This is a genomic window from Alloacidobacterium dinghuense, from assembly GCF_014274465.1.
Classification (GTDB): domain Bacteria; phylum Acidobacteriota; class Terriglobia; order Terriglobales; family Acidobacteriaceae; genus Alloacidobacterium; species Alloacidobacterium dinghuense.
In genome coordinates, this window is the sequence record NZ_CP060394.1 from 3,672,582 (window position 1) to 3,689,423 (window position 16,842).

Genomic DNA, 16,842 nt, shown 5'->3' on the forward strand with positions numbered 1-16,842 from the left:
TCGATTCCCTGCGTTTGAGGACGCAAGTCAAGAGCCAATGTAAGCTACTGAAATAAAAGACATTGATGTATCCGTCAATTGACGGATTCCGTCAATTGACGGATATGGTGCAAAGTTGCAGGGGGGTGTGAATAACCGGCGGGGTGCTGTGGCTGTCTTTCAGGAGATCTGTCCTCTGAAGCGATTCTTATCGATTTTCAATGACTTGATCTTCGTTTCCAGAGTGGTTCGCGGTATGCCGAGTCTTGCAGCGGCGCCTCGGGGCCCGTAAACACGTCCTCCGCATTCGCGCAATACAGCCTCAATTAGGGCTTTCTCCTGGGCGGGAGGCCGGTTGAAGAGGTTTGTTTGGATCGATGCGCCGCGGGACGAAGGCCTCGGGGAAAGCCAACTTTCATCCACTGAAAATGTCTGTGTCTCGTTTACAATAACAGATCGCTCGATCACGTTCTGCAATTCCCGAATATTTCCGGGCCATGCATACGTTTGCAACAGATCAAGGCTCTGTTTATCGATTGCGGTAAAGTGCCTGCCTGCCTTCCTTGCGAACCGATTGAGGAAATACGTCACGAGCAAGGGTATGTCTTCTTGTCGTTTCCTCAAAGGCGGCATCTCAATGGGAAACACGTTCAGGCGGTAAAACAGGTCACTGCGGAACGTACCCGATTCGATCGCGGACTCTAAGTCGCGATTGGTGGCGGCGATTACCCGGACATCGGCGCGAATGGGCCCCTTTCCTCCGATGCGTTCAAATTCCCGTTCCTGCAGGACCCGCAAAAGAACAACTTGAGTTTCGGCCGGAAGCTCCCCCACCTCGTCGAGGAAGATCGTGCCTTTCTCGGCCAGTTCAAAGCGGCCTGAACGGAGCTGAGTCGCCCCCGTGAAGGCGCCCTTCTCATGGCCGAATAATTCCGAGGCAATGAGGTCACGAGGGATCATGGCACAATTCACACTCACAAAGGCGTGCGAAGATCGCCGTGACCGCCGGTGAATGGCGCGCGCCACAAGTTCCTTTCCAGTGCCGGTCTCCCCGGTTATCAGGACGGTGGAGTCGGTTGGTGCGACCTTGGAGACGCCGGAGAGCACTTTTTTCAGGAGCGCTGAAGTTCCCACAATCTCCTCGAACATTGATGCCTTGTCAACTTCTTCGCGCAACGAAACGTTCTCTTCCTGGAGCCTTTGCCCGGCCAGCTTGAGTTCTTCAATATCGGTCCCCGCGGCATACCAGCGCGTGATGCGCCCTTGTTCGTCTGACATCGGACTCAAGCGATAGTGGAACCAACGATGCTGTCCGCCCTTTCTCTTAAGCCGCGCTTCGTATTCAAATGGCGATCCGATTTGGAATTTTGCAGGAAGTTCATTTATCACGAACCCAGCGTCCTGCGGATGCAGCACCTGCCGCAAATCAGCGTCCTGCCATTCCTCCAAAGTAATGCCGAAATAATCCAGTGACGCGCGATTCGTGTAGAGGCGCGCCCCATCGGCCCCCAATTCGGTGATGTGCAGGGGCGAAAGGTCGAGAAGTTGGCGAGCTTCCTTTTCGCTTTGGCGGATCTTCTCTTCCGCACGCTTCTGGTCGTCGATGTCGGTGGTCGTTCCGACGAATTTGAGGACTTTTCCTTCTGCATCGCGCAAGACCACGGCTTGTTGGAGATGCCAGCGATAGGTCCCGTCCTGAGCGCGCAGAGAGCGGGTTTCGAACGCAAAACCCTGTCCAGAGCATATTCCCTCCCAAAAGGCCTTTGATGCCGCTTCGCGATCCTCGGGGTGGACTGCGGTCATCCAGGCCTCGGGATGCGACCGGACGAAATCGAGCGTCTGACCGGAAAATTCAAGCCAAACTTGATTGACGAAATCCGGCGTCCCATCAGGCTTGAGCGTCCAGGCGGATACGGGAAGACGCTGCAAGAGCCCCACTTGGAGTTGCAGATGACCATAGAGGGCAGCATTCTCCAGGGAAATGGCGGCTTGCGAAGCCAGCAGCGTCAGAACGGTAACCCGGTCAGGCGTGAAGGCGCCCGGAGTGAGATTGTTCTCCAGATAAAGTGCGCCGACGAATTTTGTTTGCCTGACGATCGGCAAGCATAGGACCGACCGTGAGCGCTTCAGCTGCACATATTCGTCCTTGGAGTAGACGTTGTCTGACGAGGCATCATCGAGGAGCACGCCGTCGTGTGTTCGGATCACGTAATGCAGCGCGGATTGGGGGAGATCAGACGGCGCAACGGCTACCTGTCGAAATACAACCTCAACCCTGTCCGGGCCAGTGGTAGCCTCCGCTTCGATCCGCGATTCGTCGCCTCCACGCAGGATCAGCAGACCCCGCTCAGCCCCGGCATTCTCCACCGCGATTCGCAAGAGCTTCTCGATCAGCCTGGGGAGGACCATCTCACTCGAAATCGCCTGCGACGCTTTCACTACAGTCTCGATATCCAACCGACCGCCAGGCGGGTCGAGCATGGCCGAAGCGGTGGGAGTTCGTTCCTCACGCGGGCGCGGATAGCGTTCGTCGAGTAGCCTTACCTTGCCGGAAGCGCCCCAACGGTCGTAGCAGTTTCTCGCATTCCGGAGATAGGCGTCGGCGAACGTCTCGAAGCCGCGCGCCGTGTAAAAGCGGGCGGCGACCTCATAGGCGAGCGCCTCATTATGGACAAAGCCGTTCGAGCCGGCCGAACGGATCGCCTCTTCGTACAGGCGCTCTGCATCCAGCTCTCGGCCTTCGATGCGCGCAATCTCCGCTCCCACCAGCGCGGCGCGGTCGTCGAAATTCTCCGCGCAATTCTCTGCCCACACCTCGAGCTGTCTGTAGTGGGCCGCCAACGCCTCGAGATGCTGCTGGTACTCCTTGGGGCGCAAGGACGGATAGACGTCCTCCGCGACACGCTGAGATAAAGGGTCGTCCTGATTGGAAACCGCGGAGGTGCAGGATGCGGCATGAGTAAGTGCAGCATAGAAGTGATATTCCGCCGTTTCAAACATCGCAGCCGATGTCCAGAGTATTGGTTGTGCCTTCGCTGCGGCATCGAGTGCCGAAGGATAGTCCCCGGCAAAGAAGCGCGCCTGCAGCTTTCGGATCCAGTACCAGCACTCTGGCACGTTCGTCGCGGGGTTTGCTTTCAGGTGTTGTTCCAGCAGCGCCTCGCTGAGCTGTCCGTCATCGAAACGGCCAAATTTGTAAGTCAAACCACGCAACGTTCTAATTAGACCAAGCTGCGTTGCCATGACGTCAATCAGGTGGCGGAACCGCATCCTTTCGGCAAATTCGAGACCATTCTCAGCCTGAAGTTGCGTCTCAGCCAGTGGATCACCGGCGGCAAGAAAGTTTGTATTCAAGTTGTCGAGGCTGTATCCCACCACGGTTAGATCGCCAGCCCTCGTCGCCGCTTCGAGCGCCTGCCGCATCAGCCCACGGCAGGCCCGGACGTGCCTCGTCCAGGGCATGACAAATTGTGCAAACCAGAGATAAGTTCGGGCCCGGAAACGCCCCAAGCCACGTCTGTCGACCAGCTCATAGCCGAGCTGACCGAATCTGAATCCAGCCTTGTAGTCGCCGAAACGCGGTCCGGCAACCTTACTGAAAAACACGTAAGCTACACATGAACCATCGCTGTTGCCCCGCTCGATGCTGAGACTAATCGCCCTGCAGATGACCATGGCAACAAGATTCCAATCCGTAAACAACGCTGCAGGCAACACCTTGGTCAAAACATCCAGAGTCGCTACAGACGTCGGGTCGCTCATCAGGGGAAAATCCATCACCTCCTCGATCTCGCGATTTCCGAGTTGTGACCAGATTCGCTCATATTCGCTTCGTGCTTGATCTTCGGACGGATGGATTGGCCATTCGACCCCCAGATGCCGAAGGTATTCGAGACAGGCGGCCACAGCACGATCGGGCTGTTCGAGAACCGTGTACAAATCGATGCGCAAGCACTGAACGGTTGCTCGCTCGACGGTGTTCGCGGCGCGGGATGAAAGCGTCGTCAAGCGCTTCTCTGCAACCGCAAGCTCGCCAGTCAGGAACTCGCATTCCGCCCGATGTAATTCCAGCCCTAAGATAAGATCGCGGCGGCTCTCCCACGGGTCGTTGTTCAAAAGTGCTTCGCCGGCGATGAAGTATTTCAGGGCAGAGGCGTAGGCTGTAGCAGCCTTGGCCCGCTTGCCAGCGACGAGGTTGAGCTCAGCCACCTGGAAGCGTTCATTTTCTGAAGTGATGAGTTCGGCACCACGGTTAAACTGATTGACGATTTCGAATATAGCCCCCTCAAGCTTTTCAGGGGGAGTGTGCGCAAGGAGCAATCGCCCAATTCGCAGATGAGCCTGGGCGCGTAATTCTGGCGCAATGGTGGAATAGGCAGCTTCCTGGACGCGGTCGTGCCCAAACCGCCAGAAGCCGTCCGATTCGACAATCAGTTCCTGGTTGAGTGCCTTCCACAGTTCTGCTTCGACTTCCTGTTCAGTCAATTCAAGAACAGCAGAAAGGGTGGCGGCTTCGGCGCTGTTTCCAATGCACGCGAATTGCTGAAGTGCTCGTTGGGTTGTAGCCGGGAACCGGTTCAACTTGGCGACCATAAGGTCTACGACGTTTTCGGTATAGGCCTTGGCGCGAATAGCATTCAGATCCCACTGCCATCGGGCGTCTCCATGGTCGAAAGCAATCAGCCTCTCATCCACCAGGGCACGGATAAACTGAATCGCAAAGAATGGGTTGCCGGCAGTCTTCTCGTGTACGAGCTGCGCGAGCGATGACGCGCGTCGTGGATCGCAATGTAGGGCATCTGCAATGAGGTGTCCCAGGTCGCCGGTGCCCAGCGGCGCCAGGCGGATCTCCTGTACTTTTCCCCCGGCTTCACGGATTGCAGACAGCTTTCGCATCAGCGGGTGCGCCGCGTCGACCTCATTGTCGCGATAAGCGCCGACCACAAGAAGGTGGGCGAGATCCTGCTGGACCAGCAAATCTTCCAGAAAGTCGAGTGTTGCCGCATCAAGCCACTGCAGATCGTCGAGAAACAAGGCCAGCGGATGTTCAGGCCGTGCGAAAACACCGATGAACTGCCGAAATGCAAGGTGCGCGCGAGCTTTCGCCTCTTGAGGCGGCAAACCGGCAACAGGCGGCTGCGCGCCTATGATTAATCTCAATTCCGGAACCAGATCCAAAACGAGCGATCCGTTCGGACGTAATGCCTGATTAAGGTCATCCCGCCACTTGCTCAACTCGGCCTCAGGCTTACCCAAAAGTGGGCGGATGAAGCTATGGAAGGCTTGCGCCACTGTTGCGTAAGGAATGTCGCGTTTGTACTGGTCGAACTTGCCTGACGCAAATAAGCCGCGGGGTGGAACAAGCCATTTGTGAAGTTCGTTGACCACGGCGGATTTGCCAACACCGGAGTATCCGGAGACAAGCAACAGCTCCGGTCTTCCGCCGGCAACGACACGATCGAACGTCCCAAGCAGCGCATCAACTTCGCGCTCTCTCCCGTATAGTTTCTCTGGGATCAGCAATCTGTCCGATGCATCGTCTGTGCCAAGAGGAAACGAATCGATGCGGCCATGAGATTGCCAGTCCGTGAGACATCGCCGAAGATCGGCTTCAAGGCCCGCGGCGGTCTGATAACGTTCCTCGGGATTCTTTGCGAGAAGCTTCATGATGAGGTCAGACAGCGGCTTGGGGATATTCCGACCATCGGTGGGCGGCACTGGCTGACGTGCAATGTGGCAGTGGACCCACTCGAGAGGATCGGCAGCAGCGAATGGGAGCCCGCCTGACAGCATTTGATACAAGGTGATGCCCAAAGAGTAGAGATCGCTGCGGGTATCCATCGATCGATTCATGCGCCCGGTCTGTTCTGGGGACATGTAGGCAAGGCTGCCGACAATGATTTCCGGCGGCGCCGGCGCCTGGCGCTCGCGCGGCAGCCGGGACGCGATGCCAAAGCCGGTGAGCCACACGCATCCGGCCTCGTCGACGAGCACGTTCTCGGGCTTGACGTCTTTGTGGATCAGACCCCGCTGGTGGGCATGGCCGAGCGCCGTTGCCAAGTTAATGGCAAGGCGTAAAAAACGCGCCAGATCGAGAGGCTGCTCCCTGTCCTGCTCAAGAATGCGGTTGAGGGGCTCGCCGCCCGGGTCGGCAAGAACAAGGATTGTCCGTCCTTCGTGACGCGTGAGCGCCAGAGGCTTGGCTGCCCACGCGGGCTCAAGTTCGGCTGCGAGCGAGTATTCGTGCTCAAGGCGGCGCAGACTCTGGGGCAACGGTTGTTCTGCGGTAGGAGCTACTACCAGGACGGGCGACGGGTTGCCGTGCTGTCGGGCGCGGTAGAGCGTGAATTCCGCGCCATCGCGGATTGGCTCCAACATGTACTCAGAAGCTGCTGCCATTGAGAGCATCCTCGTCGCCAGGGCTAAGCGAAAACAGATAGTTATTCTGACAGGAAACCATAGAGCTGCGTGATGTGATCCACGTGCGACTCCCGGTCCGACGGCTTTCCGGTGCCCTTCAGAACGTAAACCGACCGCCCAGTTGAATCTGGTGCCCGGAGCCGACGGTGGTTAGGATTTGCCCTGTACAGCGCCGGGTCAAATTGCGCGAACGCCGGGCCCCCGCAGGCTATTTCGTCCCGCTTTGCCAAACTGACCTGCAGGCGGTACCGCAAAAGCACTTGGATTGAACCAGCATGACGGAGTACCCACTCTGGCCCCATTCGGACAGACACCCGCGTAAGGGTTGCCAACAAGGTCCGGTCGTTCCGTAATGAGTAGCGATTGCAAATCGGCATTGTCGAAGGCCAGCACTGGGGTAAATGGGAGGCCACTATGAACGCTGGCAACGGCCGAGACCTGCCAGCCACCCAGGAGACGTCCGCCTCCAGGCAGCCCGTAAACGACATTTGCCACGAAATTATGCCGAACGTCAAAATCTGACCGGCCTCGGCTTCCCTTGCGATCGAAAATGTTCTGAGATGCGGGAGGATCATTCACAGATTCGATGTCGAAATCCACCGAAGCATCATCCACGGAATGGGCTAATGTGTACGACGCCTGCCAGAAAAGATTACCTGCATGGCGTTTCGAAACGGACACTTGGAAGGAATTATAGAAGGATTGCGCGTCAGTCAGATCCGCTAACAGAGGTGATGCCAAGTTCGGATTATAGCGATGACCTAACGCCGGCTCAAAGGGGTTCGCCTCGGCTTCGCGGGTGAGGTGATTGCCACGCGTACCAAAGTATCCCGCGCTGAGGATCATGCCCTGCGCGAGTTCCCGTTCCACGTTGAGGTTATAGTCGAGCGCGTACGGGAACTTCGGGTAGTAGGTTGTCGCGAAAGCGTCGAGCGGCTGGGTCAGGAGAGCATTCTGTGTATTTAGAAACTGAGGGAGAACGAATTCCTCCAGACCGAAGAAAGGCGGTAGAAGCCGGTCGACACCGAACAGGGCTGCCGGGAGTTGGTCGCGATAGATGCCGAATCCGCTCCGCACCACAGTTTTGCCGTCGCCGAAGACGTTCCATGCAAAGCCTGCCTGGGGTGACAGAAGATCCAGCGGCGTCCCGGAAAATACCTTGCCGACGGTTGGCGCGGAATCCGTCGCCGGGTTTGGAAAAGCTGAGAGACGGCCGAATGCTTCGGTCGGATTCGAGTAGAAATCGTAGCGCAACCCGACATTTACGGTTAAACGGCTGTTCACGCGCACGAAGTCCTGAGCAAAACCAGAGGCGAAAGTTTCACGGTATCCGCGGTCAGAATCGGCGTTGGAGGGATTGACCCCCACGTACGACAGCGGCAACCCTTGAAGGAAGAATTCGAGTGCAGGGTTGTTGCTGGATCCCTGCAACCCGAAGGGAGTCAGGTCTTGGAAGCTATACAATCCGTTAACAGCGAAATCCAGCGGCCCATTGTATTGGAGCCTTCGAAACTCCACGCCAAATTTCAAGGTGTGACGACCAATTGCACGCGACATTTGGTCCTGAACCTGATAAACGGTCGAAAAATCGCCTAAAGGAAATTCCGGGCTGTTGCCTATCAGACTCATACCCGTAATATCGATCATTCCGAACGGTCGGTCAGGAAGCAAAGAAATAGACAGGCCCGGATGCGTATTATCGATTGACGTGGACGCGGTGGTGCGGTTGACACCGAAGCGCAACTCATTGATCAATTCGGGTCCGAATGTTTTGCGGTCCTGAACAGTGACATACTGATTCCGCGCCAGGTGAAAAGCCGGGAATCCCGGCACATAGGTGCCCGGCGGCGTCCCGATGTATGGAACCTGAGAAGAACTGTCATCTACGGTGTAACGCGCGAACAGCGAATGGGTGCTGGAGAAGTTGTGGTCGATGTGAATCATACCATGGTCTTCACGAATAGTGCCTTTGTTAGCGGTGATCAGTTCGCCGGTGCCGTCCCCATTGTCTGGTCCGTTCGAAGGAGGCAGCAGATTGAGAAATTGTGGCATCAGAGCATTGATTGGAGTGGCGACGCACCCGCTTGGAGTGGCGTTGGTGCAGGCCGCTGGGTTATTCGCGGATGGCAGCAAACCTCGATGAGCAAGCGCATCTGGTACCGTAGCGATCGCCGTGGATGCCTGTATTTCGCGAAACCCCTCATAGTTGACAAAGAAGAACGCTTGATCACGCTTCAGTGGCCCTCCGATTCCAGCACCGAACTGATTGCGGACGAATGGCGGGATCGGGCTAGTGCCCAAATCAAAGTAGTTCTTAGCGTCGAGTGACGCATCCCGATGCAATTCCCACAAAGATCCGTGAAATTGGTTAGTGCCTGACTTGGTTATCATCTCGATGACCGCGCCCCCATGCCCGCCGTACTCCGCGTTGAAGGTTTGGGTCAAAACGTGGACCTCCGTCAACTCATTCAGGCCGAGAAAAAAACCCGAAGCGCCCGCGGGCGAATAGCCCCAGACCGGATCGGTCGCATCCATACCGTCGATCAGAACGGTCGTCATATTCGGACGTATGCCACTAATGGACACTTGCCCCGCCTTGCCGTTCGAAAGCAATGAAGGAGCACTGCTGGGGTTAGGAGCGACTCCAGGCACCAGCGCAACCGCGCTAAAGAGATCGCGGTTATCGAGTGGCAGTTCCGTCAGGCTCTTCTCTAGAAGTAGTCCATTGATAGTCGATGTCGTGTCATCGATCCCGGCAACGTTCGCGATGACCGTCATCTGTTGTTGAATGTTGCCTATCGCGAGTCGCGAATCTATCATCACATCGGCAGCGGAAGTGAGCTCAACTCCTTCGCGAGTCTGCGATTGGAATCCTGTTTTCTCTAGGCAAAGAGAATAGTTTCCAGTTGGCAAGCCGGCGAAACGGTATTCGCCGACACCGTCAGTAAGACTGCTCCGTTTTAATCCAGTGTCTTGGTTGACAATCGTGACGCCGACGCCGGGGACAACGGCGCCACTGGCGTCCGTGATGGTGCCGGAAACAGTCGCAAGCTCGGTTTGCGACCAAGCACCAACTGAAATGAGCACCACCAACGCTGCTGACAGTATGAAAGGTCGGTACGATGCAAGTTTCGTGTCTGAAGGCGCCCCCACAAACTTGTTCGTGACCTCGGTCCACCTTACGGTCCACTCAGTTTCGTTTTTCGCCATGGCTCCCCCCAATCTCGGACGAACGGGCCACCCCAAAACTGTCAGAAACAGCCGCCTTCATCTCTTGCGTCACTCGTTCTCGATGGGGCCTTCACAGTCATCTCCGAGATGCCTAATTCTGCGGGGAAATCCTTCCGGCGAAGGCCGCGTTTGTGTCATTCGCGTCGGCTGTCGGTGTCAGTCGTGCACAGCTAACTACCGCCTCGCTCTCTTGTGATCCACTCCCGGATGTATGCCGGACAATTCTTGAGCTCGATGCCTTCTGCTTCACATTCCGCAAGAAAGATCACCGCCTCCCGGTCAACAAGCGCCAGTTCCTTCAGATTGAGGGCGAAATGGTTGGGCTCCGAGGCAAGCAGCTTCTTAATATCGGCTATCTCTTCCAGGGCGAGTCGTCCGATCAGGCCGAAGATTACGATTCCGTTCTGGACTCTCTGGATTTTGAGCATTCGCCTTTGCTCTCCGACCGCTGTAACTGCACTCATAGGGCCATCGGTTAGCATTGAAAATAAACGATCTATTCGGAATATTCGTTGGTGATAGTTCGCCAATTGGCGACATTCAGACAACAGTGCACGGCGAGGAGAGAATGGTCACCGGGGGATCCAGTGAGCAGCGGGAAGTCGCCTCTGATGTTACGACGACGTACCTTTGAAGCGATTCTTGTTTATTCTTAGCGCACGAATTCTGGATTCAAGCGTCGATCGAGGAATGCCGAGCTTTTCGGCTGCCCCAGACGGTCCGAAGACGCGTCCTTGCGATTCCCGCAGAGCGTTCTGGATGAGTTCCTTTTCTTGCGCGGCAAATTTTGTTCGGAGGTCAAGGGATTTTGTTTTCTCGGCTGCTTCGGGTCGCTGGGAGAGCCAGCTCTGATCAATTGAGAAGGTTTCCGATTCACAGACAACCACAGAGCGCTCGATCACGTTCTGCAACTCGCGAATGTTTCCGGGCCAGGGATACGCTTCGAGCAGTCGCAGAGTTTTCTTGCTGACTTTGCTAATCGACTTACCGGCTTTCCTTGCGAAGCGATCAATAAAGTATTCCGCCAAAAGGGGTATATCTTCTCTGCGTTCGCGCAAAGGAGGCACTTCGATGGGAAAAACATTGAGCCTGTAAAACAGGTCACTTCGAAAAGCCCCCGACGCAATTGCTGCTTGGAGATCACGATTCGTAGCCGCGATGACACGGACATCGACCGCTATCCGCTCATTGCCACCCACACGCTCGAACTCATGTTCTTGAAGTACACGCAATAGAGAGATTTGTGTTTCGGCAGGAAGCTCGCCGACCTCGTCAACAAATATCGTCCCACCTGCTGCCAGCTCGAAACGGCCGAGGCGCCGTTGCATCGCTCCTGTAAAGGCGCCCTTCTCGTGGCCAAATAATTCCGAGGCAATCAAATCGCGCGGCATAGCCGCGCAGTTCACGCTTATGAATGCCCCCTTTGACCGTTTCGAACGCCTGTGGATGGCACGCGCGACCAACTCCTTGCCCGTGCCCGTCTCTCCGGTAATAAGAACGCTGGAGTCGGTTGGAGCGACTTTCGATACGCGAGAAAGCACGGCTTTCAGGGCGGGGGAGGCGCCGACAACCTCCTCAAACATCGAGGCCTTATCAATCTCTTGCCTCAAAGCTACGTTCTCTTCGTAAAGCTGATCTTTCAACTTTTTGATTTCCGCAAGAGCATTTTGCAGGTTGTCCTCCGCCTGCCTGCGCTCGCTAATATCTCTCACTGCTGCTGAGACTAGCGTACCCTCCTCCGTCTCTAGCGGACTAAGGCTGATCTCCACGGGAAACTCCGTTCCGTCTTTCCGTCGTCCGTAGAGGTTCAAACCCCTACCCATCGGCCGCACACGAGGCTGGGCAAAAAATCCCGTGCGGTGGTCAGCGTGTCGGCCCCGAAACCGTTCCGGCACGAGAATTTCAACATCCTCCCCCAGCATCTCTTCCCGCTTATAACCAAAGACTTTCATCATCTGCGCGTTGACCAATACAATCCTGCCCTGCCGATTCATAACAACCATCGCGTCCGGTGCGGATTCCAGAAGGTCTCGGAATCTTTGCTCAGCCCGCCTGCGCCCGGAAACGTCCGTCACCGCTCCCACAAACTCCAGGCACCCGCTTTCGTTCTCAGACGGGCGACCCACAACATGCAGGTATTTGACTGATCCATCGGGCATCTGCAAGCGATGCTCTATATCTAACTCATGCCCCCCGCGCGATAGCCGTTCGATGTGCTGTTGCACGCTCTGACGGTCCTCAGGGTGGACTCGTAAAAGGGCGAATTCGATTGTTGGCTTGGTTGTTCGTTCGAGGTCGAAAATTCGGTACGTCTCTTCGGACCACACGATCTCGCCGCTCACGGGCTTCCACCCGAAGCTGCCAGTGGCACTCAGCCGCTGCGCCTCTGCGAGGTAAGACTGCGACTCTCGAAGATCCCGATATAGACGCGCGTTCTCGAGCGAGATCGCCGCCTGCGACGCCAGGATTTTGAGCACTTCGACCCGGCTTGAAGTGAACACGCGCGAGGCCTGATTATTTTCAAGATAAAGCACGCCGATGAGCCTGCTTTGATTAGTCAACGGCAAGCAGAGAATTGAACGGGTCTGACACTGTAGGAAGTACGGATCGGTCGAGAAAGGCGTTTTTTGAACTGACGCATCGTCGACAATCACGCTTTCCCTAGTACGCGCAACGTACTCGACGATCGATTCTGGCACGGCACCTATGACCGCTTCTCTCGTGCGCAGGGCAATCCCGTCACCGCTTGTCGCGGCTTCCGCCTCAATCCGTTGCACATCCCCTACGCAGAGCATCAAAAGCCCTCGCTCAGCGCCAGCGTGCTCAAGCGCGACGGGCATGACCGTGTAGATCAGCTTGTGCAAATCCATCTCGCTCGACACCGCTTGCGAGACCTTGATGACCGTAAGGATGTCAAGCTGTTCGACAGGCGTCTCGATGGTGCTCGAGGGATCGGCAACAGGCTTGTATTCCCCTAGCTGCGGATACAACTCATCGAGTTGCTGGACCTTCCCATCGGCGCCCCAAGTCACATAGCAGTAACGGGCGTTCCGCAAATATGCATGCGAGATGGTCTCGTAGCCGCGTGCAGCGTGGAAGCGAGCTGCGAGTTCGTTGGCGAGCGCTTCGTTGTGGACAAAGTTGTTCTCACGCGCCGATCTGATTGCCTTTTCGTATAGGCGCTCGGCATCCAACTCTCGGCCTTCGATGCGCGCAATCTCCGCCCCCACCAGCGCGGCGCGGTTCTCGAAGTTCTCAGGACAGTTCTCTGCCCATATTTGAAGCTGATTGTAGTGCGCTTCGAGAGCATCGAAGTGCTCCCGGCTTTGGTCCGCCATTGCAGAATCCCACAACGCTGCGCGGGCAAGCGCGCTGTAAAACTCATATTCTGCCCACTCAAAAGCCGGCGATGTCCAAAGCAGCGGCCGGGCCTTCAATGATGCCTTGATGGCTGTGGCAAAGTCGCCGGCAAAGACGCGCGCTTGCAGCTTTCGGATCCAATACCAGCATTGGGCCACCGCCGGGTGACTGTCCAGATCACGCTCAAACCCTGTCTCGTCGAACTCTGCATGGTCAAAGGAGCCGAATTTTGTCGTCAAGCCCCTGAGTGTCCGGATAAGACTGCAATGTGGATTGATCAGGTCAGCGATGAGACCAAACTTGGCTTTCTGCCCGAAGACAAGACCATTCTCGGCTTCCCTTTGCGCCTCAACGAGCGGCACTCCCGTCGCGAAAAGAAGGGTGTTCAGGGTTCCACGGCTGTATGCTGCGTATGTAAGGTCGCCGATTTTGTTTGCAACCTCAAAGGCTTGACGCATCGCGTCACAGCAAACTGGAAGATGTTTCATCCATGGCATGATGACGGTTGCGAAGGTGACAGAAGTCCTAGCCTGAAAGCGTTTCAGGCCGCGCTTTTCAACTAGTTCATTGCCGAGCTCACCGAATCGAAATCCGGCTTTATAGTCACCGAACCTTGGTCCCGCTATGTTGCCAAGCCACACATAGCTTGTGCATGAAGCGTCGCTGTTGCCGCACTCGATACTGAGACTGATCGCCCTGCAGACGACCAGGGCAACACGGTTCCGATCCGTCAATAATGCCGCAGGCTGTGCCTTGGTCAAAACATCCAGAGTCGCCATAGACGTGGGGTTGCTCATCAGGGGGAAGTCAATGACCTCCTCGATCGCGCGACTTCCTAGTTGTGACCAGATCCGCTCGTATTCGCTTCGTACTTGTTCCTCCGTCGGATAGAGCGGCCATTCGATACCGATATGGCGCAGGTAGTCGAGGCTGGAGGCGAATGCACGGTCAGCCTGACCGAGCGTGATGTAAACATCCATACCCAGGCACGTGGCCATCGCCAGTTCGACGGTATTTGAGGCACGTGATCGAAGTATTTCCGCACGTGCTGCTGCGGTCGTCGCCAGGCCAGTCAGGAACTCGCATTCGGCCCGCTGCAATTCCATTTGGAAGATAAGATCGTGGCGGCGCTGCCAACATTCATTCGTCAAAAGCGCATCGCCAGCGATGAAATACTGAAGAGCTGAGGCGTTGGCGGCAGAGGCTTTGGCCCGCTTGCCTGCGACGAGGTTGAGCTCAGCCAACTGGAAGCGCTCGTCTTCGGATGTAACGAGCTCGGCTCCGCGGTTTAACTGACTGACGATCTCGAAAATCGCCTCCTCCAACTTCTCAGGGGGAGTGTGACTCAGCATCAGCCTCCCGATTCGGAGGTGCGCCGCAGCGCGCTGCGTTTCCGGGATCAGGGAATAGGCGGATTCCTGAACGCGGTCGTGGAGGAAGCTATAGGAACCTTCCGAAAAAAGCACGAGACCGATTTTCAACGCCTGCTGCAAATCGCGGTGCACGTCGTCGGTCGAATCCTCGCGGCCCATTGTCAGTAGCGCAATATGTGCACTGTTGCCAAGGCAGGCGAGTCGCTGCAGGGCGCTTTGAGTATTGATCGGCAGGCGGATCAGATTGCTGACCATGAGGTCAGCCACGTTGTCCGTGTATCCCTTTGCATGAATGCGAGCCAGGTCCCAGGACCACCGCGCCGCTTCGTGATCGAACGTGAGCAATCCTTCTTCGATCAGTGCGGAGAGAAACTGAATGACGAAGAATGGATTCCCGGCCGTCTTCTCATGCACGAGTTGCGCCAGCGGGACGGCCCGTTCGCAGTCGCAGTAAACGGAATCGGCAACCAGGCGACCCACGTCCTCGCGGGCAAGGGGCGCAAGCACGATCTTGTGCACACGCGATCCGGCATTTCTGATCGCATCGAGCGTACGCATGAGCGGATGGCTGGACGTGACTTCATTGTCGCGATACGCGCCGATTAGCAGGAGGTGCCGGACATCCGTCTGGGTCAACAGGTCTTCGAGCAGATCAAGAGTGGCCGCATCGAGCCATTGCAGATCGTCGAGGAACAAAGCCAGGGGATGCTCCGGTCGGGCGAACACAGCCAGGAAGCGCCGGAAGACGATTTGGAAGCGTCGCTGTGCGTCCTGGGGGGGCAACTCAGGGACCGGCGTTTGCTCGCCGATGATCAGTCTCAACTCCGGGACTAGGTCCACCATGAGTTGCCCATTCGGGCCTAGCGCTTCACGGAGCGCCTCGCGCCAGTAGCCGAGTTCGACATCGCTCTTCGCCAAGAGCGGGCGGACGAGGCTTTGAAAGGCCTGCGCCAAGGTGGAATATGGAATGTCGCGCTTGTATTGGTCGAACTTGCCTGCCGCAAACAGTCCGCGCGGTGGCACCAGTACCTTGTGTAGCTCGTTCACGATGGAGGACTTGCCGATCCCGGAATAACCGGAGACGAGTACCAACTCCGGCGCGCCGCCCTTGACGATGCCGTCGAAGGCGGTGAGCAGTATCTCACTCTCGCGCTCCCGTCCGTACAACTTCTCCGGGATCAGCAGCCGGTCGGGGGTGTCGTGTTCGCCGAGCGCAAAGTCATCGATGCGTCCCACAGCCTCGAATTCCGCCTGGCAGCGACGAAGATCGTGTTCCAGACCGGCCGCGGTCTGATAGCGTTCCTCAGCAGTCTTCGCGAGCAGCTTCATGATGATCTTCGACACCGTCGCCGGAACATGCTGCACCCGCTCGCCGGGCGGCATCGCCTGCCGGGCGATGTGACAGTGCACCCACTCCATAGGGTCGGCTGCAGCGAATGGCAGCGAGCCCGTGAGCATCTCGTACAGCGTGACGCCCAGCGCGTAGAGGTCGCTGCGCGCGTCGATCGAGCGGTTCATCCGTCCCGTCTGTTCGGGCGCCATGTAGGCGAGCGTGCCGGCGATGGTCTCCGGAGGCAGGGGCGCCTGCCGCTCGCGCGGAAGTCGAGAGGCAATACCGAAACCCATCAGCCACGCCTGATCCATAGCAGCATTCGCAATCACGTTGGATGGTTTGATGTCTTTGTGGATGAGACCATGTCTGTGAACCTGGCCGAGTGCTGCAGCGAGAGCATTCCCACAGCGAAGAAACTGTTTCAATTCCATAGGCCGTCTAGGAAGTCGATCGAGTGGCTCTCCCTTGGGATCCTCGAAAAGTAGCATGGCCCGGCCATGTTGTTGTGTGAGCGCGATCGGCGGAATCGCCCATGCTGGATCCAACTCGTCTCTCAAAGAAAATTCGTGCTCTATCCGCTTGATGGTTGCAGGAGCGGGACGCTCCATCAGCGGCGACAAAGTAAGAATAGATGGCGGACTTGTCTCGGCGTTGGTCTGGCGGAGACCGCGGTACAAAATGAACTCTCCATCCTGATGGAGCGTTTCCAGTCTGTACTGCGAAAGATCTATCACACGATTAAACTCCAACTCAACCGGTGTTGTACGATACGAGAATTACGCTCATTGCGTTGAGCCCATTTCTGGTCATGTAGGTTGCGAGCTTGACAGCCGCGTGGACGAGATTTGGTTTCGATTCTTTGAGACGCACGCCCTCTCTTGGAGGCTCTGACCGCCCGCTCGATTCCCTACAGAATACGTTGATGATTCTAGCAATGAGCGGTCACGGCTAGTCAATTGGGAAGATCCAGTCCTCGTAGCGCATCAAACACGGCATGACAAGCAGTTCTCGTGGCAAGAATCGCAAAATTGGACGATTCTATAAGGCCGATACTTCGGATATGGCCTCTCATGCAGACACGTTCCCAAAATTCCCAATGTCGTTCTCGCCGTTACAAATTCGTTTTCCCAAGGGCTTCAGCTAATG

4 protein-coding genes are annotated in these 16,842 nt (G+C 56.6%); all 4 read right to left on the reverse strand.

The annotated features are described in order from the left end of the window. Positions 1–159: 159 nt before the first annotated feature. The 4 genes from H7849_RS15175 to H7849_RS15190 all read right to left on the reverse strand — a co-directional run bounded on the left by H7849_RS15175 (position 160) and on the right by H7849_RS15190 (position 16,373). The gene (locus tag H7849_RS15175; RefSeq protein ID WP_186740414.1) at positions 160–6,378 is read right to left on the reverse strand and encodes a sigma 54-interacting transcriptional regulator; all 6,219 of its coding nucleotides are present in this window, start codon (positions 6,376–6,378) and stop codon (positions 160–162) included. Positions 6,379–6,576: 198 nt separating this feature from the next. Continuing rightward, a complete protein-coding gene (locus H7849_RS15180; protein ID WP_186740415.1) occupies positions 6,577–9,609 on the reverse strand; it encodes a TonB-dependent receptor in 3,033 nt (1,010 codons plus the stop codon). A 191-nt stretch (positions 9,610–9,800) separates the two neighbouring features. Further along, the gene (locus tag H7849_RS15185; protein ID WP_186740416.1) at positions 9,801–10,058 is read right to left on the reverse strand and encodes a hypothetical protein; all 258 of its coding nucleotides are present in this window, start codon (positions 10,056–10,058) and stop codon (positions 9,801–9,803) included. A gap of 186 nt (positions 10,059–10,244) precedes the next feature. Next, on the reverse strand, positions 10,245–16,373 hold the full coding sequence (locus H7849_RS15190) for a sigma 54-interacting transcriptional regulator (protein ID WP_186740417.1): 6,129 nt from the start codon (positions 16,371–16,373) through the stop codon (positions 10,245–10,247). Positions 16,374–16,842 lie beyond the last annotated feature (469 nt).

Coding starts and splice junctions, on each gene's coding strand:
- H7849_RS15175 (WP_186740414.1), bottom strand. CDS start 6,378: ATGGCAGCAGCTTCTGAGTACATGTTGGAGCCAATCCGCGATGGCGCG.
- H7849_RS15180 (WP_186740415.1), bottom strand. CDS start 9,609: ATGGCGAAAAACGAAACTGAGTGGACCGTAAGGTGGACCGAGGTCACG.
- H7849_RS15185 (WP_186740416.1), bottom strand. CDS start 10,058: ATGCTCAAAATCCAGAGAGTCCAGAACGGAATCGTAATCTTCGGCCTG.